Raw genomic sequence first — 21,940 nt, 5'->3', positions numbered from 1 at the left:
CTGGCGCTCCTTCGATGATTGCCGCCGCTCAACCCTTTCGCCGTGAGTCGAGGCGCTCTCGTAGCGACGCATTTTCCCGCCCGAGCAGAGTGACTTTGTCCAGAAGCATCTGCGAGGCCGCCAAAAATTCGGCTTCCGTGTAGCGCGGCACGATATGCTGCGGACAGTTCCAGTCGAACGCCTCGAGCTTCAGTCTGAAAATGCGTTCGGCCTTGGCGCCATAGTCACCGTCGGTGACTGCGGCCGTGAGCGCCGGATCCGCGTCGAGTGCCAGCTTCTCGGCACGGGCATAGATCTTCAAGCGGGCGCGGGCCGGATAGTCGATCAGAAACAAGCATGCTCGATTGTTCTCCGCCAGATTACCGGTGCTGATATACTGGCGATTGCCCCGGTAATCGACGAACGCGAGCGTGCGATCGTCGAGGACCTTGAGAAAGCCCGCAGGCCCGCCGCGATGCTGGATATAGGGCCAGCCTGTTTCCGAAACCGAGGCCATATAGAAGCTGTCGCGCTCTGCAATGAATGCGGTCTCTCTGGCCGAAAACCGATCGAATTCGCGGTGCCCCTTGAAGTCGGACCAGAGACGATCCGCTCCCATTTCCGCTTGCGCCCTGCGAACTGCAGGTGTCAACGCGATATCCATGAAACCATAAGTCATGTCGTGTCTCGCTGCTGTGTTGTCAGTTCGCAGGGCACCGGTCGAATGCGAGCCTAGCTCGCCTCTCTCGCGGCTTGTTGCGCACGCGCGTAGCTCTCGGCCACGGCCGCATAGTTGGGAGCGACAAGTCCGTAGAGCTTGCCCAGTTCGGCAGCCTCGGGCCGTGCCCAGGTGCGGTGAAGCTCCGACAGCAGTGCGTTGGTCGATGTCGGTTTGACGCCGCCCTGCACAAAGCGGGCGAGCGAAATTCGTGAGGCCATTTCGCTCGGATCCCCCGACGCATCGAGGACAGCATAAACGTCGTAGCCGGCGGCGCGGGCGTCGAGCGCAGGGAACATCACGCAGACGCTGGTCCAGACGCCCGCCATGATGAGAGTCTTGCGGCCGCTCGAGCGAACCTTGGCGACGAAATCGTCATTGTCCCATGCATTCACTTCGCCCTTGCGCGGCACATAGACGGCGTGCGGTGCATATTCGTGGATCTCGGGCATCAGCGGACCGTTGGTGCCGGCAGGTTCCGAGGCGGTCGTGATGACCGGGATGTCCAGCAGCGTGGCGAGCTTGGCGATCATCTCCACATTCCGGCGGAGATCAGAGACCGATATGTCCTTGACCGTCTGGAACAGCCCCGACTGGTGATCGAGAAGCAGGATCAAGGCGTCGGAGGGATCGATGAGGGCCGCGCCGCCACCGGTCGGAAGCACGCTCGACTTGGATTTGCTGTTGTACATGGTCGTCATCCTTCTTTGAGTTTCAGTCACTGAGGTAGGTTTCGCGCGAGGAAGTCGCGCATGACGGGGATCATCTCGTCCGCCTTGTCTTCGAGGGCGAAATGTCCGGTGTCGAAAAAATGAAGTTCGGCGCCGGGAAGGTCATGTTTCTTCCTTTCAGGATGTTGGCCGCGGGGCCGTGGCCCCGCGGGACACTTCATTTGCAAAGCTTGCGGGCGAGGAAATCTCGGATGAGGGGCGCCATCACGTCGAGCTTGTCCTCGAGGGCGAAATGGCCGCTGTCGAGAATGTGCATCTCGGCGTTGGGGAGATCCCGAAGATAGGGGTGCGCGCCGGACTCTGGGAAGATCTTGTCGTTCTTGCCCCAGACGATCAGCGTTGGCGGCTTGTGATCGCGGAAGAAGGCCTGGAACTGCGGGTAAAGCGGCACATTGCTACCGTAGTCGCCAAGGAGATCCAGCTGGATGTCCTTGTTGCCCGGTCGATCGAGCAAGGCCTGATCGACGACCCAGTTGTCGGGGCTGATCCTCGCGACATCGCCCATCCCGTCGGTATATTGGAATTTCGTGGTCTCGAGCGTAACCAGGCTGGCGAGTGCTTCCCTGCGTTCGGGCGTCTTCTCGGCCCAATAGGCCTTAATCGGATCCCAGAATGCGGCGAGGCCTTCCGTATAGGCGTTGCCGTTCTGCACGATCAGGGTTTCGACCCGGTCGGGATGTTTGAGCGCGAGCCGGTATCCGATCGGTGCGCCGTAATCCATGACGTACATGCTGTATCGATCGGCTCCGACCTTTTCGGTCAGCTTGTCGACGATGTTGGTCAGGTTCGCGAATGTATAGTCGAACTTGGTGTGGTCGGGTGCGTCACTCTGGCCGTAGCCGGGATAGTCGGGCGCAATCACTCGGTAGCGGTCCGCGAGCAGCGGAATGAGGTTGCGGAACATGTGTGACGAGGTCGGAAATCCGTGCAGGAGCAGAAGGACCGGCGCGTCCTTCGGGCCGGCTTCACGGTAGAAGACCTTCACACCGTCGATCGTCGTGTTTTTGTACTGAATGACGGGAACAGCCTTCGCGGCGATGACTGTGTTGTTCGGGACGCAGCGGGCTTCGGCCGCAACGGGAGAGATGGCTACAAGAATTGCGATGGTGGCGCCGACGAGATGTCTGTTCATGATCTTTTCCTTTCCAGATGGGTGCGGATCGAACATCAGCACCTCTGAAAAGAGGACTATCAGCAGCGGACTTCGGCCCTGGGATAAATAAGGGTAAAAAGTTGGACCTGAACCGCGCCGGATTCGTCGGAGACCATTTCTTTGAGTCACGCCGCCGTGGCTGGTTTGTCCAGCATAACGTAGTAGCGTTCCTCGGCCTCGGCCGGCGGGATGTTGCGGATAGGCTCCAGCAGCCGGCGATTGTTGAACCAGTCGACCCAGGTCAGCGTGCCGAACTCGACGCCTCGAAGCTCCGCCAGGGGCCGCGCCGGTGGATCAGCTCCGCCTTGCAGAGGTCGTTGATCGTCTCGGCGAGAGCGTTGTCGTAAGAGTCGCCGACGCTGCCGACAGAGGGCCCGATATCGGCTTCGGCGAGGCGCTCGGAGTATCGAATACTGACGTATTGGGACCCCCTGTCGGAATGATGCACGAGGCCGCCGCGGTGGACGGGCCGTCGCTCATGCAGGGCCTACTCCAGCGCGTCGAGGGACACCCGCCAGCTGATAATACGGCGGGCGTAGGCGTCGATGACGAAGGCGACATAGACGAAGCCCGACCAGGTGCTGACGTAGGTGAAGTCCGAGAGCCAAAGCATGTTCGGCGCGGGCGCACGGAAAACCCGGTTCACATGATCGAGCGGGCATGGCGCCGCCTTGTCGGCCACCGGGGTGCGCATGGGCTTGCCACGGATCACACCGTGCAGCCCTGCGCTTCGCATCAGGCGCGCCACGGTGCAGCGAGCGAGTTGACGCTCTTCTCGCTTCATCTACCGCCAGACCTTGCGCACGCTATGCACCTGGAAGTTCTCGTCAAAAACCCGTTTGACCTCCGGCAACAGGGCAGCATCGCGCCTCGCCCGGATCGAGAGTTTGGTCGGATCGCCGAGCAGGCTGTTCGCGCCGTGCAGCCGTATCGAGCACGATATCACCAATAGCGCGGCATATACGCTGATCGAGCCCCTAGGTCGGAGGCTCAGCTATTGCGCGTGGGCTTAGGAATGTCCGCTTATCGGCTGCGCGCCAAGGTCGCCTCCTGGCGCGGAGCCGTTGAAGCCGTCATGCGCGCCAAGATGAGCGATACCGCATGACCAAGAGCGTGCTCACGGGCGGGCGTCCTTGCAGGCAGCGTCCGGCGTTGCCTGCAGAAGGAAGGTTGAGTCCGCCGAACCTCCGATCAACCTCTCATTCAGATCGGGCCCGGTTACATCATCGAAGATTTTCAGCTTGCCGGGGCTTGTGAGGCGTAGGTTGCGGCCCTCAAGCGTGACCAGAAGCTCGGAGGCACCGTCAGTGTCGGGCTGGCATCTCAATCCTCTGCCGCTCGGTTTGCAGCGCCCGCCCGCGCGCCATATCTGTTTCTGGCTCCTGACCCAGAGATTCATGCCGAAGTCGATCTTGCCAGGATCGTAACGGGACTCCTCGAAGCGGATCCAGAGACGCTGAACCTGCTGGCTATGATGTATCCGCAAATGCGCTGTGTCATAGGTGCGGCTGAAGCAACCCAGCGGCATCTGGGCGGCCACAGCCAAACTGCCAAATGAGGCCATCCAAGCAGCCGATACCAGGATGATGCTCGCGAGCCTGGCCAAAAAGCTTGCTCCTGTCGTTGTGGCGCCACGGGACGGTCGGCGTCGATGTGATCATGCTGAATGCAACTGCGCTTGTCCAAGGCGCTAGGCCACCGGTTGGGGCAAGGTTCCGCCATCGGGCGGGCGCAGAAAATGACCAGAGACCGCCGTCCGCTTTCGGGTCAGCACCGAACGTCTGGAGTTGGCGCTATGCAGCCGTCTGCCGATTACTGTACCCGCCGTGGTTCGTAGGCGAAGGCGCTAAGTCCCAGCCATTGTTGCATCGAGCGGGCAAGCGCCGGATCGCCATCGATCTCCAGCTCGCCGCAATCCGACTCCTTCTTGATCGTCGTCAGCCCCATCCAGATCGCCGTCATTGTTCGCAAAGAGCTCTGGACGAGGAGATCGAGCTGGTGACCGGGATCGAAATTGCAGAGGTCGACGGTTCCGCCGTCCACCACTAACCACCAGCTCTTTTGCGCGCTTGGTAGCTCTGGGTACAGAAACTGTATCGTGCAGCGGCGCTCCGGCAACAGCTTGACATTGAGGCTGCGCCGCATGTCCCACATCAGGAGCGACGGATCGAGGTTCTTCAATGAGAGCCGCGACTCCATCCAGCGTTGCGCCCAGTTGCCGAGGCCCATGATCAAAGACCTCAGTTCCTCGCCCGCCTCAGACAAATGATACTCGACCGAGCCGTTTGTCTTGCGCAACACGGTGATTACCTGGGCTCGCTCCAGTTCCTTCAGGCGCTTGGAAAGCAGCGCCGGCGACATTTTCGGCACGCCGCGCCTCAGATCATTGAACCGGGTGCTGCCGCAAAGCAGTTCGCGCACCACCAATGTCGTCCAGCGACTGCACAGGATCTCCGACGCCATCGACACCGGGCAGAATTGGCCATAGCCGCCGCGCTCGTCCATTTCGAGCCCCCGCTGTTCTATTGGCGAATGGTACCGGATCAGTCTCATGCAAAAGGCGGCTCTAGTACAGTTGCTGAACTGGACCCTCACGACTTCAGCTCCGATCCTTCAGCCTCACAGGAAATGGAGGACGCCATGCCGACGAACGTCGCTTCGAAAGCTCCAGCCACCTCAGCTGTCGAAAACACCGGCGATTGCGCCGGCGGTATCGTGGAAATTGCGCACCATCTTTCGCGAAAACTCGCCGAACGCGCTGCCGAAATCGACCAGAACGACAGTTTCGTCGGCGAGAACTACACCCTTCTGAAGAAGGCTGGCCTGGTGGAGGCAGGCGTCCCTCGGGAACTCGGCGGTGGCGGCGCCGAAATATCCGAGCTCGCCGAGATGCTGCGCGTGCTCGGGCGTGCATGCGGTTCCACCGCACTCGCCTTTTCCATGCACACGCATCAGGTCGCCATTCCTGCCTGGCGCTGGCGTCACCAGAAGGTGGCCGCCGTCGAACCTCTCTTGAAGAGGGTCGCGGATGAGAAAATCATCCTTCTCTCGTCAGGTGGCTCGGACTGGATCGGCGGCTCGGGGAAGGCTGTGAAAGTCGCCGACGGCTATCGGATCACGGCCCGGAAGGTATTCACCTCCGGCGCCGAGGCCGGCGACATTCTCATGACCGGCGCGATCCACGAGGGGGAAGACGGCAGTCGCTCGGTCATTCATTTCGGCGTGCCGATGAAGTCCGCGGCTGTGCGCATCGAGAACACCTGGCGCACGCTTGGTATGCGCGGCACTGCCTCGAACGACGTCGTGATCGACAACCTCTTCATTCCCGACGCGAACGTCGCTTTTTCGCGCAAGGCCGGCGAGTGGCATCCGGTTTTCCAGACGATCGCGACGATTGCCTTCCCGCTGATCTACGCCGTCTATCTCGGAGTTGCAGAAAGCGCCCGCGATATCGCTGTCGAGATCGCGAAGAAGAAGCCAGCACCGGACCAATCGCTCGCTGGCCGCATGGAAACCGAATTGCGCGCCGCGCAGCTGGCGCATCGCTGGATGCTCGACATGGTCGCGCGCAACGCCCCGTCCGCCGAGACGGTGAACGAAGTCATGATAGGGCGCACTCTTGTCGCCCGGCATGCGATAGCAACCGTCGACCTGGCCATGGAGCTGGCGGGCGGTGCGTCGTTTTACCGTGAGACAGGACTGGAACGCCTGTTTCGTGACATTCAGGGCGCACGCTTTCACCCTCTCCAGGCCGGTCCTCAGTCTCGCTACGCCGGTGCGATGGCGCTAGGCCTGCGGACAGAGGCGATTTTCTGACGGATCAGACGCCGAAGACGGCACCCTCAATACCACACCGCACCAGATCAAACGCACTGAGCGGAAGCAGCTTCCGCTCAGTGCGGGGGCCGCCGCTAGATGCAATGACCAATGTCGGCTTGTCGGCAAGCTCCGAAGTTCCGCACTTGGCGCGAGGGAGACGATTAGCCGATGCGCTACATCTATTACTCAGGGCGAAGTCCGCTCCCGATCTTGATCGGTCACAGCGACTTTTTCCATCGAAACGATCCCGCCAATCGCGAGCGTCGCGAGCGCTAGGTCGACCTTGAACACCGACGATTTCGCCGAGATCAACCTGCTATCGTATGTCCCCGTTCTCGCCCTGGACAAGGCCGGGAGCGATCTGATCTCCGGAGGACCATCATCGCCTCGCTCTGGCTGATCGCCATCCAAATGCGAAGGTGATTCCGGCGCTGACGAGGGCTCGGGCCCCCGCCAACGTCTCGTCGGTCGACTAGGGCGGCGCCGTGGCGCTGCCTAGCCGTCCGGCCGCCTTTCAGACGGCTAGGACATAGATTGAGGTCGCCGCCCTGCGCCCTCGGGTTATTGAGCTGCACTGACGACCGTCTGCCCGGCAGCAAGGCGGTCGGTTCGCGTCGCCGCCGCATGAATGTTGGCCAGAATAGGAATCGACTACGTCGGGGGGCGCCGAATCACCGCTGCGGCAGGATTTTCTGCGACTTCGAACGACGGCGGGCCGTTACGCTTCTATGCGGACAGGAACCCGCGTTCGACTTGGCGTCAATACTGTTGTTGTGACCTTCAAATCTTTTGCGCTTGCCCCCCGTTGCACCGGAGCCTACCGTGTTCTGCAATTCTGGTTGAGGTTGCCGACATTACCGACGAGACCCGACTAATTCAGGGGCGCCCCGACGGCTACGTGCGCCGAACCGCGCCGGCTTCGAAGCTCCAAATCGACCACCATCACGCCAGCCTCGAGTTCGACTTGGTCGTTCGAGGCGCTGGCGCACTGACATTGAGCAACCAAGTCTATGAACTGAGGCCTGGAACACTGATATGGATGCCGCCTGGGCGGCAACATCGACTCAACCGCTCGTCCACATTGGAGATGTGGGTTGTCCTGGGCAGAGCCGATCTGCTCGATCCGGAGAGTCTTGCCGAGATTACGGAACAGCCCTCTCGCGTCCTCGCTGGCGAAGAGCTTGTCGATCTCGACCGACTGCTCAGTCAGGTGGCACAGGATTCCGATGAGCCAGCCGTTTACAATGCTGGAATTCAATACGCCTTCAAGCGCGCCTGGCGGGCGAGCAGGGACAAGCCGCCAGCGGCCGAGCGGCCTATGCATCCGGCCGTGTCCCGAGCGCTGCTCCTGCTGCGCGAAAGCGGCGGCATGCCATCGCTCTCCAAGCTTGCAGACGCAGCCGGAATTGGCGCGCCGTATCTCAGCCGGCTGCTCGTCGACAATACCGGCCACAGCTTCATGGATTGGCGCAACCGGATCAGGCTTGACCGATTCCTGGAGGGCTATCGTCCCGGCGCCAATTTGCTGAAGACGGCCCTCGACGCCGGCTTCGGAAGCTACGCCAGCTTTCATCACGTCTTCGTCGATCTGATGGGGTGCGTGCCGAGCGCATGGGTGAAGCACAGCCAGGAACTGAGGGAGCCCAACGAGTTCTCTCAGCTTCCATCCCGGGAAGCCTACAGCCTGCCGCAGCCGGTCGTCGTCAGCAGCCGTCTGCGGTGGGCCAGGCTGGCGCCCATCGTCAGCCCGGCAATCCACGCCCCGCTGGGCCCGGTCTTTCTGGAAAGAGTCCTCTCGGCGGAGCACGGGATACCGGCATTCGACGCCCTCTCCGAAATTGCCCTGGACGCCAGCGTACCCGACGGCGAACGGAGCAGCTTCGTTGCCAGCCTTGCGAAGAATGACTCCAGTTCCGCGGAGGAATTCGATGCGATGATCGAACGACACGATTTCGCGGGCACGTTCGCGGGATTGCTGGGAGATTTCGGTTTGTCGCCCCAAAGGCTGGCAGACTCACTGACGGCCATTGCCGCCATTTTATGGACAGCCACCCACAAGGCCGGGGACCCCGCTGTTGAATCGATCAAGGCGCTTTCCCGGCAGATTGCCTATGCGCTTGACTCGCTACGGCCCAAACCGACTGAAAACATTGCGCAAGAGGCCCATACGGCGGCGATTTGTCACTTTGTAGCGCTTTATTACACGCTGGAAGCTGTTCGCGCCCGTGGTGACCCGCGTGCCGTCGACCAGTTCGCGGAAGCTACGTCTATCACCGCCAGGCAAATCTTCGGCCTGGACATGGCGCTGGTGAATCTGACTTCGCGGGGCTTCGAAAGAAAGCCCTGACCTTCTCTCTTCACCGCCGACATTCCAGACTGAGCCAACCTCTTCACGAGAAATGGCGGCTTGGTCACCGTCGTCGAGTTTGCCTGCTGCCAATTGGCAGCAGGCAGCTGATGGAACCGCCGGCGACCGCCCGGAAGGGGATCGCCGACGGAGCCGGCACATTACGCGGCGCGGGCGAAGTCGTCTGTCGTGATGGTGTCCCGGCTGGCATTGACGATGGTGATGGTCGAGCCATTGCCGAAGTCGAGCAGCAGGTTGTTGCCGCTCTGCACGGCATTGGCGAGCACGGCGTCGAGCTGGGCATAGGCGCCGGCGTCGAGGTCTATGACGTCCTCGTCGGTGAAGTCGTGGACGACGTCGCTGCCCCAGGCGCCGGCGAAGACGAAGCTGTCTGCACCCGCTCCGCCCCAGATCTCGTCCGATCCGGCGCCGCCGTCGAGCCGGTTGGCCTTGGCATCGCCCATCAGCACGTCGTCATGCGCGCTGCCGACGAGGTTCTCCACCTCGATCAGCCAGTCGCCCTGGGCGTCGCCCTCGAAGCCGTAGCCGGAGTTCAGGCTGACCTGGATGCCGGTGCCCGACTGGCTGTAATCGGCCGTGTCGATGCCGGCGCCGCCGCTCAGCCGATCGGAGCCGGAGCCGCCGATCAGCGTGTCGTTGCCCGAGCCGCCGGTCAGCTGGTCGGTGCCGGCGCCGCCCGACAGCGTCGTGTCGGCGGTGCTGCCATAGGCGCTGATCGTGTCGTTGTAGGCGCTGCCGATGGCACGCTCGATGCCGATCAGCGTGTCGCCATGGGCGTGTCCGCCCAGCGCCCGGCCGGTCACCAGGTGGATGTCCACCCCGGCGTCGGAGTTGGCGTAGCTGACCGTGTCCTGGCCGTCGCCGCCGTCGATGACGTCGGCCCCCGCGCCGCCCTCCAGCAGGTCGTCGCCACCGCGGCCGTGCAGGACGTCGTCGCCGCGCCCGCCGGAGAGCCTGTTGGCGCCATTGCTGCCGAGCAACGCGTCGGCATGGGCCGAGCCGATCAGGTTCTCGATCGAGACCAGCACGTCGCCGTTGGCCTCGCCGCCCGACGCCGTGCCGTTGGCGAGGTCGATGACGACGCCGGCGGCAGAGTCGGAGTAGACGGCCGTATCGTTGCCGTCGCCGCCGTCGAGATGGTCGGAGCCGATGCCGCCGATCAGCAGGTCGTCGCCGGCGCGGCCGTGGATCACGTCGTTGCCGAGCCCGCCCAGCAGCATATTACCTGCGGCATTGCCGAGCAGCATGTCATCACGCTGCGTGCCGATCACGTGCTCGATGCCGATCAGGGTATCGCCCTCAGCATCGCCGCCACGGCCTACGCCGCTTTCGAGGTCGATGCTGATGCCCTCGGCCCCGTCGCTATAGAGTGCGAGGTCGTCGCCATCGCCGCCGTCGAGCAGGTCCGCACCACGGCCGCCATGCAATGTATCGCCACCGGAACCGCCATACAGTTGGTCGTTGCCGAGGCCGCCGACCAGCAGGTCCTCGCCCGCCTCGCCGTAGAGGATGTCGTTGTCATAGCCACCGTCGAGCATGTCGTCGCCCGAGCCGCCGAGCAGCGTGTCATCGCCGGCTTCGCCCTGCAACATGTCGTTACCGCCGCGGCCGTCGAGCGTGTCGTTGCCGGCGCCGCCGATGAACAGATTGAGGGTGTCGTCATCCTTAGCGATGATCGTGTCGTCATGAGCCGAGCCGAGAACGTGCTCGATATCGATCAGCTCGTCGCCGCTGGCGTCGCCGCCATCACCCTTGCCCAGCCCGAGGTCGATGCGCACGCCGGAAGACGAGCCGGAATAATCGGCCGTGTCGTCGCCTGCGCCACCATGGAGCAGGTCCGCGCCGACCCCGCCCGAGAGGGCGTCGTCACCGTCACCGCCCAGCAGCACGTCGTTGCCGTCACCGCCGAGCAGCATGTCGTTGTCGGCGCCGCCCTCGATCCAGTCATTGCCGTCGCCGCCGTCGAGCAGGTCCTGGCCGCGACCGCCTTCCAGGCGATCGTCACCGCCTTGGCCGAGGAATACGTTGTCCTGGTCGGCATCGTGCGAGGCGACGATGCGGTCGCCATTGTCGGTGCCGATGATATGGGCGATCCCCGCCAGGTTGGCGCCGGACTTGTGCTTGGCGTCCTCGCCGACCAGGCCGTAGTTGACGCGCTGGTCGCTGCCGCCGACGATGGCGTCGATGAACATGGCCTGGCCCGCCGTCGACTTGCTGTAACCCGACAGGTCCTTGGTCGCGGCCGCCGACGCCTCCTCGTCCTTGGACCAATCCGGACGGTCGTCCTGGGCGGCCTGAGCCGGGGCGGCGGCACCTTCGGCGTCCGGCTCGTCCTTGCCGTTGACCTGGGCGTTGATCAGATCATAGATCGAGTAGCCGCCGGCTCCGACACCCCCGAGCATGCCTGCGCCAACCACACCTACGATGGCCATCTCGGCGATCGTCAGCGGCGTGGTCGCCCCGCCGCTCGCCATTTTCATGAAATCCTTGATGAGCGCACCCTTGGTGACGGAGTCGCTGCCTCGGCTCGCTGCAATCTTCAATCCGTTGATGAGATCGTCCAGACCTCGCTCGACGAAATCGTCGGTCATCTTCCTCAAATTGGAAAAGACGACTTTCATGCCGACATCCTTGACGGTCTTGAAGCCGGCATTGGATATGATCTTCAGCAGGACGCTGAGTGATTTACCGATGTTCATTGTTTTTCCCCTAGTGTTGAACGTGCGCGGATAATGGGTCGCTAGGCCCCGTGCGGCTTGCTTGTCGACGGGGCCTTGGCGCGGTTACGCGGCGCGGGCGAAGTCGTCTGTGGTGATGGAGTCCCGGCTGGCGTTGGCGATGGTGATGGTCGCGCCGTTGCCGAAGTCGAGCAGGAGGTTGGCGCCGCTCTGCACGGCATTGGCGAGCACGGCGTCGAGCTGGCCGTAGGCGGCGGCGTCGAGAGCGATGACGTCCTCGTCGGCGAAGTCGTGGATGACGTCGTCGCCCCAGGCGCCGGCGAAGACGAAGCTGTCGGCGCCCTCGCCGCCCCATAGCTGGTCCCAGCCGCTGCCGCCTTCGATACGGTCGTTGCCGGAGCCGCCGATGAGGCGGTCGTCGCTGTCGCCGCCGGCCAGCACGTCGTTGCCGGCGCCGCCGTCGAGATAGTCGGCGCCCGCGCCGCCCTCGAGCACGTCGTCGCCGCCATGCCCGTAGAACTCGTCGTTGCCGGCGAGGCCTTCCATGCGGTTGGCGCCGTCGCTGCCGTAGGCAACGTCATGGCTGTTGCTGCCGATCAGGTTCTCGACCCCGCTCAGCGTATCGCCCTCGGCATGGCCGCCGGAGGCCGTGCCGGCGTTGAGATCGACGCGGACGGCCGCGTTGGAGCGGCTGTAGTCGACGGTGTCGCTACCCTCGCCACCATTGATCTGGTCTCCTCCGGCACCGCCGTCGAGGCGGTCGTCGCCGCCGCCGCCGTCGAGCCGGTTGGCGTTGGCATCGCCCATCAGCACGTCGCCATGCGCGCTGCCGACGAGGTTCTCCACCTCGATCAGCCAGTCGCCCTCGGCGTCGCCCTCGAAGCCGTAGCCGGTGTCGAGGTTGACCTGCACGCCGGCGCTGGAGGCGCTGTAGTCGGCCGTGTCGATGCCGGCGCCGCCGCTCAGCCGGTCGGAGCCGGAGCCGCCGATCAGCGTGTCGTTGCCCGAGCCGCCGGTCAGCTGGTCGTTGCCGGCGCCGCCCGACAGCGTCGTGTCAGCCGTACTGCCATAGGCGCTGATCGTGTCGTTGTAGGCGCTGCCGATGGCATGCTCGACGCTGATCAGCGTGTCGCCATGGGCGTGCCCGCCGAGCGCCCGGCCGGTCACCAGGTGGATGTCCACCCCGGCGTCGGAGTTGGCGTAGCTGACCGTGTCCTGGCCGTCGCCGCCGTCGATGACGTCGGCACCCGCGCCGCCCTCCAGCAGGTCGTCGCCACCGCGGCCGTGCAGGACGTCGTCGCCGCGCCCGCCGGAGAGCCTGTTGGCGCCATGGCTGCCGAGCAACGCGTCGGCATGGACCGAGCCGATCAGGTTCTCGATCGAGACCAGCACGTCGCCGTCGGCCTCGCCGCCCCATGCCGTGCTGTAGGCGAGGTCGATCGTGACGCCGGCGGCGGAGTCGGAGTAGACGGCCGTATCGTTGCCGTCGCCGCCGTCGAGATGGTCGGCGCCGGCGCCGCCGGCCAGGAGGTCGTCGCCGCCGCGGCCGTGGAGCACGTCGTTGCCGAGCCCGCCCAGCAGCACGTTGCCGGCGGCACTGCCGAGCAGCATGTCGTCATGCTGCGTGCCCATCACATGCTCGATGCCGATCAGGATGTCGCCCTCGGCGTCGCCGCCATGGCCGACGCTGCTGTCGAGATCGATGCTGATGCCCTCGGCGCTGTCGCTGTAGATTGCTAGGTCGTCGCCGTCGCCACCGTCGAGACGGTCGGCGCCGCGCCCGCCATGCAGCGCATCGTCGCCGGACCCGCCATAGAGCTGGTCGTTGCCGAGGCCGCCGATCAGCAGGTCCTCGCCCGCCTCGCCGTAGAGGATGTCGTTGTCGTAGCCGCCGTCGAGCATGTCGTCGCCCGAGCCGCCGAGCAGCGTGTCGTCGCCGGCTTCGCCCTGTAGCATGTCGTGGCCGCCGCGGCCGTCGAGCCTGTCGTTGCCGGCGCCGCCGATGAACAGGTTGACGGTGTCGTCGTCCTTGGCCGTGATGACGTCGTCATGGGCCGAACCAACGACATGCTCGATGTCGACGAGCTCGTCGCCGCTGGCGTCGCCGCCATCGCCCTTGCCCGACCCGAGATCGATGCGCACGCCGGAGGACGAGCCGGAGTAGTCGGCCGTGTCGTCGCCTGCGCCACCATGGAGCAGGTCCGCGCCGGCGCCGCCCGACAGGGCGTCGTTGCCGTCCCCGCCCAGCAGCACGTCGTTGCCGTCGCCGCCGAACAGCATGTCGTTGTCGGCGCCGCCGTCGACCCAGTCATTGCCGTCGCCGCCGTCGAGCAGGTCCTGGCCGCGACCGCCCTCCAGGCGATCGTCGCCGCCCTGGCCGAGGAACACGTTGTCCTGGTCGGCATCGTGCGAGGCGACGATGCGGTCGCCATTGTCCGTGCCGAGGATATGCGCGATGCCCGTCAGGTTCACGCCGGACTTGTGCTTGGCCTCCTCACCGACCAAGCCGTAGTTGATGCGCTGGTCGCCGCCGCCGACGATGGCGTCGATGAACATGGCCTGCCCCGCTGTCGACTTGCTGTAGCCCGACAGATCCTTCGTCGCCGCCGCCGACGCCTCCTCGTCCTTGGACCAATCCGGACGGTCCTCCGCAGCGGAGGCGGCGGCACTTTCGGGGGCCGGCTCGTCCTTCCCGTTGACCTGGGCGTTGATCAGATCGTAAATCGAGTAGCCGCCGGCTCCGACCCCGCCAAGCACGCCCCCGCCGATCAACATCACGACCGCCTTCTCGGCCAGGGTCAGCGGCGGCGCTGACGCGGCGCGGCCGAGATGGAGAAGAAAACTGTTCAGAATCAACGGCTTGTTGAAATATGGGTTAGAATCGGATGCCCGCTTCAGCGCAGAGATCGTATCGTCGAGATATCGGTCGACGTAGTCGTCGCCCAATTTTCTCAAATCACCGAACATCTTGATGATCCCGCCACTGTCCTTGACGGATTTGAGGCCAGAATTTTGGATCAGCTTCAAAAGTACTTTTAAACTTCTGCCGAGTTGCATGACATTTCTCTCTCTGATTGCTTTTACCGCTACTACGAGCAACCGGATCGTTCGTACGATCTGGCCGTCCGCATCTTCTTCACGAAGCTTTTGGCGCGATCCGACCGCAACGATGCTGCCGCGGGGATCGGCACCGTCTTGGACACCCGCCTTCAGTGCTCTCTGAACGCCCGCTCGACCTGATCGGCGATGGGCTTGGCGATGTAGGAGAGAACGGTGCGTTCACCGGTCTGCATGAAAGCCTCGACCGGCATGCCCGGGACGAGCCGTATCTCTCCGAGGCGTTTGATTTCGGAATCGGGGACCTTGATCCGGACCGTGTAGAAATCCTGGCCGGTAGCCGGATCGCGACTGACATTCGCGGAGATCTGGCTCACCGTGCCGGAGACTTCCGGCGTTGAGCGCTGGCTGAAGGCCGAGAAGCGCAGAATCGCCGTCTCACCTTCCCTGATCTGGTCGATGTCCTGCGGCTGCACCTGAACCTGTGCCGTCAAGCTGTCGGCGTCCGGCACGATCAGCATGATCGGCTGGCCCATGGGACTGATGACCTCGCCGACCGTGTGCACAGTCGATTCGTGTACCGTGCCCGATTGCGGCGCCCGGACGTCGATGCGTTGAAGAGTATCCTCAGCCGCGATTCGGCGCTCGCGCAGCTCGCCGATCCGGCCATCTGCTACCCGCAGTTCTCGACTGACCTCGCTTGCGAGGTCATGATCGATCTGATTGATCTGCAGCCCGATCTCGGAGGTCTGCCCGTTCAACCGGGCCGTCGCCGCAGCCAGTTGCCCCTTGGCTCCCTCGAGTCGCGCCAGCTGGCGCTGCAGCTCCGTATAGCGCGCGATCGGCATCAGCTTCTGCTCCCAGAGCGCGCGCGTGCTCTCGAACTCCTCAAGCGCCAGGGCCAATTCCTTGGCGTTGGCGCTCTCCTGAACGAGGTTTCCTTCGATCTCCTGCTTGAGCTGCGCTATCCGCTGGGTGAGCTGCGCCTTCTGTCCTTCACGCGCGGCAAGGCGCATTTCGAACAAGCGCCGCTCACCGTCGATGGCGCGTCGGACTTCGGCTTCGTGAAGCCGCCCCGAGAGTTCCGCGGGCACGGCGACGGTCGCGGCGCCGTCCCGCTCGGCCTCGAGCTTTGCCTTGCGGGCAAACAGCCCATCCAGCTCGCCGGTGATCATGGCGAGGTTGGCACGCGTGACCGTGTCTTCCAGCCGGAGCAGGACCTTGCCCGCTTCGACCCGGTCACCGTTGCGGACCCAGAGTTCGCCGACGACGCCGCCGGTCGGGTGCTGCACCTTCTTGACGTTGGAATCGACCACCAGCACCCCAGGTGCGATCACCGCGCCGGCAATATCGGCATTCGCCGCCCAACCGCCCACGCCGAAGACCAGCAGCGCGACGAGGCCCACGCCGGCTTTCAGGTGCCGCGATATCGCAAGGCCTGCGGCGGTCTTGACCTGCGGCTCGTTCACTCCATCGTTCCGCAATCCATCGTTCTGCACGGTCATCTTGCCTCTCCTGATTGTCCCTGCCGTTCGGCCTTTGGCGTGACGCCAGGCGCGGCCAGTGCACCGGCGTTTGCAACGCGCACCAGCGTCCGCATGACCTCGTCCTTGGGGGCGATTTTCTCCACGCGGCCCTGCCGCATGACGAGGATCGTGTCGGTCGCGGCAAGCGCGCTCGGCCTGTGGGCGATCACCACCACGATGCCGTTGCGTGCCCTGACTGCGCCTATCGCGTCGGTGAGGGCCGCTTCGCCTTCAGCGTCGAGATTGGAGTTGGGCTCGTCCAGCACCACCAGGAACGGATCGCGATAGAGTGCGCGGGCAAGCGCGATGCGTTGCTGCTGGCCGGCCGACAGCGCCGCGCCGTTCTCGCCAAGCCGGGTCTCGTAGCCGTCGCGCAAATTGACGATGAGATCGTGGACGCCGGCCGTGCGTGCCGCGGCAATGATCGCATCGGCCGGCGCATTCGCCTCGAAGCGGGCAATGTTCTCGGCGACGGTTCCATCGAAGAGCTCCACGTCCTGCGGCAGGTAGCCGACATGCCGGCCGCGGGCGTCGTCCGACCATTGCTCGAGCGCCGCGCCATCCAGGCGAACGTCACCGCGGACCGCCGGCCAGACGCCGACGAGGGCACGCGCCAGCGAGGACTTGCCCGAGGCGCTGGGGCCGATGACGCCAAGACCCTGGCCCGCCTGCAGCGAGAAGCTCACGTTGTGGAGGATCAAGCGGCTGTCCGTCGGCGTCATCACGCTCATGTTCTCCACCGAAAGACTGGTGGCGGGAGCCGGCAGCTCGGTTCGTCCGCCAGCCTCAGGGAGTGCGGAGAGCAGTTTTTCGAGCCGGCTCCAGCCCTGACGCGCCGCCACGAAGCTCTTCCAATGGGCGATGGCGAGATCGACCGGCGCGAGCGCCCGGGCGGTGAGGATCGAGGCCGCGATGATCACGCCGGCCGTCACCTCTTGCCGGATCACCAACCATGCGCCGATGCCGAGTACGGCGGATTGCAGCATGAAGCGCAGCACCTTGGTGAGATTGCCGAAGCCGCCGGCAATGTCGCTGACCGCGAGTTGGCTGGCGACGAAGTCGCGGTTGTTGCTGTCCCAACGCTCGGCCATGCGACCGCCAAAACCCATGGCGGTCAGCACTTCGGCATTGCGGCGGCTGGCGGCGGCCTGCGAGGCACGGATATCCGCGCTCCTGGCGGCTTTGACCATGGGGTCCCAGGTGCGGTTCTCGGCAACCAGCGTCAGCGCGACGAGCAGCAACGCGCCGCCCAGCGCGGTCACGCCCAGCATCCAATGGAAGAGGAAGACGATGCCGATATAGAGCGGGATCCAAGGCAGATCGAACAGCGCCGTCGGCCCGAGACCGGACAGGAACGAGCGGATCGCATCGACGTCCCGGACCGGCTCCATGCCCTCGCCGGAGCCGCGCCGCAGCGACAGACGCACCAGGATCTGGTGCACGCGCCGGCTCAGCGCCTCGTCGAGACCAACGCCGATGCGCGCCAGAACACGGCCCCGGATCCACTCGATGACGCCCTGCGCCGCATAGAGCACGGCCACGAAGACGGCGAGCAGCACCAGGGTCGGCACGCTGCGGCTGGGCAGCACGCGGTCGTAAATCTCGAGCATGAAGAATGGGCCAGTCAGCATCAGGATGTTGCTCACCCCGCTGAACAGGCCCACGCCGGCAAAGGCGCCCCGGAACGTCTTCATGATGTTCGAAAGCTCGCCGGCTGCTTCTGGACCGGACTTTTGCAGAGGGGCTTTAGCCTTCATGATGTGCATCCCCGAAGCTGATCGATGTTTCACGACTGCAATGGCGACCAGCCGCCTTTGCCGCCCTCACCGGCTCTCACGGACCGGTCTTTGTTTCAGGAGCTGTTTTCCAACATCGCAGCCGTCCGGGCTCTCCGGCCTTTGCGATGCGGCTTATTGTTTTTTGCAATTCGCTTGGCTGGCGGCGTCGCGCGATCGGGGCTGGCAATCCTGCCGAGCTCCGTGGCGGAGCATGCGATTATTCAGTGCCTTGGCCCGTCGTCTTTTCGAGCCCGCGACGATCCGGCGGACCTCGCCGACAAGTCCGTCCGGAATGGGCCGGCCCTGCCGCGAATGGGACGTTTTTCGAGAAGCGCAACGTCAGAATCGCAAAAACCGCGAACAATCCCTGAGAAATCCGGCAAGCCGTCCAGGCTCGCCCCGCCCATAACGCCTCCATGAGATGCGACTGGCCGCCGATCCCCGGCAGCCGGTCACTCATCGAAACAGGGAGGCCATCATGCCGCTTGTTCACACCACCGCATCGGTCACCACGAACTTTCAATCAGGCGCCGAGCGCTTTCTCGACAGGTCGGGCAAGGCAGCTTCGGCGCTGACCGCACGGATCGCTGGGCTGCTGCGGGCGATCAGCAACCGCCGCGCCCTCGCCCGCCTCGCGGAGATGGACCACGCGCAGTTGCGCGATATCGGGCTGACCCCCGCCGACATCTACCGCGCGCGCGGCCTGTCGCTGACGGAAGACCCGACCGAGATGCTTGCCCGCGACGTTGCGGCGCGCCGCAGCCACCGCCTGCTGGCGGCTCCGAGCCGGAATGGCTAGCGGCGGGGCCGGATCGCGCGCCGGATCGAGACGGCCAATTGAATCGAACGTGAGGCGGCGCTCCATGGAGCGTCGCCTTTCGCATGCGGGCTCGTCTAGGCTCGAAACCCAATTGATGTTGCCGGTCTTCGAGCGTTCTGATTCCTTTGCTGTCCGGAGGTGTTCGGATGGCGAAGAAACGCGAAGTGTACTGGCTTTCGGATGCGGAGTGGGAGGCGATCGAGCCACATCTGCCCCAGGGGCGACGGGGAGCACGGCGTGTCGATGATCGCCGCGTGATCTCGGGCATCATGCACATGCTGCGCTCGGGCGGCCGCTGGAAGGACTGCCCGGCCGTCTACGGCCCCTCCACCACGATCTACAATCGCTGGAACCGCTGGAGCCGACAGGGTGTGTGGGAACGGGTCTTCTATGCCCTGACCGGTTCGACCGGCGTGTTCACCGGCGCGGTTGATTCCACCCACATCAAGGCGCATCGCTCGGCGGCCGGCGCGAAAGGGGGGCTCATCATCATGCCATTGGCACCTCGCGCGGCGGGCGGACCACCAAGATCCACGCGCTGAGCGATGATTGCGGGCGCCCCGTCGCCTTCGTCCTGACGCCAGGAAACGCTCATGACCTCGCCGGCGCCAGGGCCCTGCTCGCCATCCGCCAACCCAGTCGCAAGTTGCTCGCGGACCGAGCCTACGACGCCGCCAGCCTGCGCAACTGGCTCGTCGAACGGGGCGCTGAACCCGTCATACCGCCCAATCCGACGCGCAAGAACCCGCACGCCTACGACCGCAACGCCTATCGTGCCCGCAATCTCATCGAGCGCATGTTCTGCAGGCTCAAGGACTTCCGGCGCATCGCAACGCGCTACGACAAGCGCGCCGACATCTTCCTCTCAGCCGTCTGCATCGCTGCCGCCATTACAGGGTGGGCCAATTGAGTCTCGAGCCTAGTTCGCGAGATGGCGATCGAGGAAGCGGGCGATCTCGCTGAAGGCCTCTTCGGTCTCGGGGACGAAGGGCGCCAGGAACTGTGCATGACTTTGGCCTTCGAAGACCTGCAGCGCGGCCTCGACACCGGCCCGGCGCAGCCTGCGATGGATGCGCACGGTATCGCTGAGCAGAAGGTCTCGGGTTCCCGACGTCAGGATTGCGGGCGGAAACCCGCTGAAATCGCCATTGACGGGCGAGAGCAGCGGGTCTGACAGATCGTGCCCGGCGGCATAGAGCGTGGCGGCCACGCCAGCCCAGCCCGTATTCGAAACCAGAACGTTGTCGACGAAGGCATTGGCTGCGATCGTGTCGCCCTTGGCAGCAAGATCGGCCCAAGGCGTGCCAGGCGCGATCGCGGCCGGCAGCGGCAGTCCTTCAGCCTTCGCACGCAGGATCAGCGACAGGGTCAGGGCCCCGCCGGCGGAACTGCCGAAGACCGCCATGCGGCGCGGATCGTGCTGCTGCGCCAGCGCCCGCCATACTGCGGTCGCATCCTCCAGAGCGGCGGGGAAGGGGAAGTCCGGCGCCATGCGGTAGTCGACCGAGACGACCCGGAAGCGGCCGTAGCCAGCCATCAGCATCGCCTCGCCCGCGCCGGCCTCGCCGGGATAGAGCACGAAGCCGCCGCCATGGAGATGCAGCAGGAGCCGGCCGCGGTTCTCCGGCGGAAGCTCGGCCGGCGTCACCGTGAAGACATCGACGCCGGCGATCCGGCCGGGCCCGACGCTGACGTTCAGCCGCTGACGGATCGCCGGCAGATGCGGCGCGACCGCGGCGGCGCTTTTCTGGGCCAGCTCGCGCCAAGCGGTTGGCGTTTGCGGGATATCGTCCCAGCCCGGCGGATAGCTCGCGGCGATATGGGCCTGGAGCGCCGGGCTGACGGTGTTCGGGACCGGCAACAGGCGGGCGGGAAGCTGACGCCCTGCGAGGACCGGCGCGGCCGGAACGCTTTCCGCTCTGGCCTGTCCCGCCAGCGCAAGCGCCAGCGGGCCGGCGACGACCAGCCGCCGCGACGGGCCGCGGCGGCTCTCGATAGTCCTAGCGAGTGCGGGTTCGATCATGGCGGTCTCCGCGCACCGGGATGACGGCCGGCACCGCCTTCCGTTGCGCCAGGATATCGAGCCCGAGGATCAGGGTCACCGCGATCATAGACTCTCCTAGATTTGCTCTCGGCCGATATCGCGAACTGCATCATAGGCCGCCTCGGTCAGATATATGAGATCAGCGTCCACCAGCCCCACGCCGTCAGCATGGACAGAGGCACACCAATTCCGATGATCAGCGCGACGAGGTCGGGCTCGAGATCGTGATCCATGGCAATGATGCTGGCGCCGAGCATCGGCGGCATGGCCATCTCCAGCATGGCCACCTTGGCGACGGGGTCTTCGGCCTGTCCCAGCGCGAGGTACATCAACAGGATGCCGAGCGGTGCTGCCGCCAGCCGGTAGCCCAGGCCGACACCGAGCGCCGCGAGGCGCCCCGAGAGGCGATCGAGCCGTAGCGCGTAGCCCACCGCCGCCAACGCGATGGGCGTCAGCGTCTCAGCCAAGGCGACGAAGATCTGGGTCAGCCAATCCGGACGGTCGAGGTGATTGGTGGCAAAGGCCACGAGGATGGCAATGAAGGGCGGAAAGGTCGCGATCCGCTTCGCGACGGCCCGCCAGTCGAAATGCCCCGCGCTCGCGACGCTGGCGATGGCGAGACCGAGCGTCGACAGGGCGAGATAGGATCCGAAGAGGTCGATGACGATGCCGAGCCCGAGCCATTGAGAGCCGGCGAAGGCTACGATCATGGGCAGGCCCACGAAGGAGGTGTTGCCCCAACCGGCGACGAGCAGCAGTGCGCCGGTCCGCCGGGGCGACCATCCGAGCGCTCGGCAAAGCGGGACGAGCACCGCGATAGCGAAGGCTACGCCGATCCACGGGGTAGCCGCCGCAAGCCACCAGTCGGGCTGCATGGTCAGCCCATGCACGCTGCGCAGGGCCGCGGCCGGCAGCGCCACGTTGATCACCCAGCCGCCGAGGACCTTGGTGGCATTCTCGGGCAGGCGTCCCGACCACCGCAGCACGACGCCGATGGCCAAGCACACGAAGATCAGCGCAATCTGTTCCACCCAGTCCCCCCAAAACATAAGCGCGCCAGCGGCGGGCCAGAACTCTTCCGTGCCGCCGCGCGCCTATGTTCGCCTGTCGCCCGGGGCAGCGCGGAATGCCGTCCCAGGTCTGCGCTCAGAAGCGGTAGCTGAGCTTTGCCATGCCGGTATGGGACTGGTAGCCGCTGCCGAGATCGGCGCTGTACTGCAGCTTGACGTCCCAGTTGTTGTTGCCGATCAGGTCGGCGCCCACCGTCAG

The 21,940-nt window shown here is 64.8% G+C and carries 15 protein-coding genes and 1 pseudogene; 4 read left to right on the top strand and 12 right to left on the bottom strand.

The annotated features are described in order from the left end of the window. Positions 1-28 precede the first annotated feature (28 nt). From DWF00_RS08305 to DWF00_RS08275, 6 genes and pseudogenes are all read right to left on the bottom strand, one after another. On the bottom strand, positions 29-658 hold the full coding sequence (locus DWF00_RS08305) for a pyridoxamine 5'-phosphate oxidase family protein (protein ID WP_114827143.1): 630 nt from the start codon (positions 656-658) through the stop codon (positions 29-31). A gap of 53 nt (positions 659-711) precedes the next feature. Then, positions 712-1,389 carry an isochorismatase family protein gene (locus DWF00_RS08300; protein WP_114827959.1) on the bottom strand — a complete coding sequence of 226 codons (678 nt, stop codon included), beginning with the start codon at positions 1,387-1,389 and terminating at the stop codon, positions 712-714. A 196-nt stretch (positions 1,390-1,585) separates the two neighbouring features. Next, positions 1,586-2,560, bottom strand: coding sequence for an alpha/beta fold hydrolase (locus DWF00_RS08290; protein WP_114827142.1), 975 nt, complete (start codon positions 2,558-2,560; stop codon positions 1,586-1,588). A gap of 146 nt (positions 2,561-2,706) precedes the next feature. Further along, positions 2,707-3,479, bottom strand: a pseudogene (locus DWF00_RS08285) (IS3 family transposase); the annotation flags it as partial. Positions 3,480-3,698: 219 nt separating this feature from the next. Further along, positions 3,699-4,187, bottom strand: a complete 489-nt coding sequence (locus DWF00_RS08280; protein ID WP_114827141.1) for a hypothetical protein — start codon at positions 4,185-4,187, stop codon at positions 3,699-3,701. A 206-nt stretch (positions 4,188-4,393) separates the two neighbouring features. After that, entirely contained in the window at positions 4,394-5,086 is a 693-nt protein-coding gene (locus DWF00_RS08275; RefSeq protein ID WP_114827958.1) for a winged helix-turn-helix transcriptional regulator, read from the bottom strand. A gap of 135 nt (positions 5,087-5,221) precedes the next feature. On the opposite strand from DWF00_RS08275, the gene DWF00_RS08270 reads away from it, so the two are divergent. Both DWF00_RS08270 and DWF00_RS08260 read left to right on the top strand, forming a co-directional pair. Beyond that, positions 5,222-6,397, top strand: coding sequence for an acyl-CoA dehydrogenase family protein (locus DWF00_RS08270; RefSeq protein ID WP_114827957.1), 1,176 nt, complete (start codon positions 5,222-5,224; stop codon positions 6,395-6,397). A 631-nt stretch (positions 6,398-7,028) separates the two neighbouring features. Beyond that, the gene (locus DWF00_RS08260) at positions 7,029-8,747 is read left to right on the top strand and encodes an AraC family transcriptional regulator (RefSeq protein WP_114827139.1); all 1,719 of its coding nucleotides are present in this window, start codon (positions 7,029-7,031) and stop codon (positions 8,745-8,747) included. 161 nt (positions 8,748-8,908) lie between these two features. Here DWF00_RS08260 and DWF00_RS08255 read toward each other — a convergent pair whose 3' ends face one another. The 4 genes from DWF00_RS08255 to DWF00_RS08240 all read right to left on the bottom strand — a co-directional run bounded on the left by DWF00_RS08255 (position 8,909) and on the right by DWF00_RS08240 (position 17,795). Then, the gene (locus DWF00_RS08255; RefSeq protein WP_114827138.1) at positions 8,909-11,467 is read right to left on the bottom strand and encodes a calcium-binding protein; all 2,559 of its coding nucleotides are present in this window, start codon (positions 11,465-11,467) and stop codon (positions 8,909-8,911) included. A gap of 84 nt (positions 11,468-11,551) precedes the next feature. Next, a complete protein-coding gene (locus tag DWF00_RS08250) occupies positions 11,552-14,413 on the bottom strand; it encodes a calcium-binding protein (protein ID WP_181832449.1) in 2,862 nt (953 codons plus the stop codon). Positions 14,414-14,655: 242 nt separating this feature from the next. After that, positions 14,656-16,008 (bottom strand): HlyD family type I secretion periplasmic adaptor subunit, encoded by a 1,353-nt coding sequence (locus DWF00_RS08245; protein ID WP_114827136.1) that lies wholly within the window; start codon positions 16,006-16,008, stop codon positions 14,656-14,658. Then, entirely contained in the window at positions 16,005-17,795 is a 1,791-nt protein-coding gene (locus DWF00_RS08240) for a type I secretion system permease/ATPase (RefSeq protein ID WP_245973794.1), read from the bottom strand. Before DWF00_RS08240 ends, DWF00_RS08245 begins: the two co-directional genes overlap by 4 nt. Before the next feature lie 490 nt (positions 17,796-18,285). On the opposite strand from DWF00_RS08240, the gene DWF00_RS08235 reads away from it, so the two are divergent. Both DWF00_RS08235 and DWF00_RS08230 read left to right on the top strand, forming a co-directional pair. Then, entirely contained in the window at positions 18,286-18,606 is a 321-nt protein-coding gene (locus tag DWF00_RS08235; protein ID WP_181832448.1) for a YjiS-like domain-containing protein, read from the top strand. 167 nt (positions 18,607-18,773) lie between these two features. Further along, positions 18,774-19,537, top strand: a protein-coding gene (locus DWF00_RS08230; protein ID WP_425453070.1) for an IS5 family transposase whose coding sequence is annotated in 2 segments (ribosomal slippage) — positions 18,774-19,103 and positions 19,106-19,537 — 762 coding nt in all. Because the reading frame shifts where the segments join, the coding sequence is not laid out codon by codon here. Positions 19,538-19,546: 9 nt separating this feature from the next. Here the strand turns inward: DWF00_RS08230 and DWF00_RS08225 are convergent. Both DWF00_RS08225 and DWF00_RS08220 read right to left on the bottom strand, forming a co-directional pair. After that, entirely contained in the window at positions 19,547-20,650 is a 1,104-nt protein-coding gene (locus DWF00_RS08225) for an alpha/beta hydrolase (RefSeq protein ID WP_114827132.1), read from the bottom strand. Positions 20,651-20,796: 146 nt separating this feature from the next. Then, complete coding sequence (locus DWF00_RS08220; protein WP_114827956.1) at positions 20,797-21,702, bottom strand: AEC family transporter; 906 nt, start codon at positions 21,700-21,702, stop codon at positions 20,797-20,799. Positions 21,703-21,940 lie beyond the last annotated feature (238 nt).

Source organism: Allobosea caraganae (assembly GCF_003351345.1).
GTDB lineage: Bacteria > Pseudomonadota > Alphaproteobacteria > Rhizobiales > Beijerinckiaceae > Allobosea > Allobosea caraganae.
This window is presented reverse-complemented; position numbering and strand designations above follow the sequence as displayed.

What these genes read in the sequence shown, in the direction of transcription:
- DWF00_RS08305 (WP_114827143.1), bottom strand. Translation starts at nt 658, where the DNA reads ATGACTTATGGTTTCATGGATATCGCGTTGACACCTGCAGTTCGCAGG.
- DWF00_RS08300 (WP_114827959.1), bottom strand. Translation starts at nt 1,389, where the DNA reads ATGTACAACAGCAAATCCAAGTCGAGCGTGCTTCCGACCGGTGGCGGC.
- DWF00_RS08290 (WP_114827142.1), bottom strand. Translation starts at nt 2,560, where the DNA reads ATGAACAGACATCTCGTCGGCGCCACCATCGCAATTCTTGTAGCCATC.
- DWF00_RS08275 (WP_114827958.1), bottom strand. Translation starts at nt 5,086, where the DNA reads ATGGACGAGCGCGGCGGCTATGGCCAATTCTGCCCGGTGTCGATGGCG.
- DWF00_RS08270 (WP_114827957.1), top strand. Translation starts at nt 5,222, where the DNA reads ATGCCGACGAACGTCGCTTCGAAAGCTCCAGCCACCTCAGCTGTCGAA.
- DWF00_RS08260 (WP_114827139.1), top strand. Translation starts at nt 7,029, where the DNA reads ATGTTGGCCAGAATAGGAATCGACTACGTCGGGGGGCGCCGAATCACC.
- DWF00_RS08255 (WP_114827138.1), bottom strand. Translation starts at nt 11,467, where the DNA reads ATGAACATCGGTAAATCACTCAGCGTCCTGCTGAAGATCATATCCAAT.
- DWF00_RS08250 (WP_181832449.1), bottom strand. Translation starts at nt 14,413, where the DNA reads ATGTTCGGTGATTTGAGAAAATTGGGCGACGACTACGTCGACCGATAT.
- DWF00_RS08245 (WP_114827136.1), bottom strand. Translation starts at nt 16,008, where the DNA reads ATGACCGTGCAGAACGATGGATTGCGGAACGATGGAGTGAACGAGCCG.
- DWF00_RS08240 (WP_245973794.1), bottom strand. Translation starts at nt 17,795, where the DNA reads ATGCACATCATGAAGGCTAAAGCCCCTCTGCAAAAGTCCGGTCCAGAA.
- DWF00_RS08235 (WP_181832448.1), top strand. Translation starts at nt 18,286, where the DNA reads ATGCCGCTTGTTCACACCACCGCATCGGTCACCACGAACTTTCAATCA.
- DWF00_RS08225 (WP_114827132.1), bottom strand. Translation starts at nt 20,650, where the DNA reads ATGATCGAACCCGCACTCGCTAGGACTATCGAGAGCCGCCGCGGCCCG.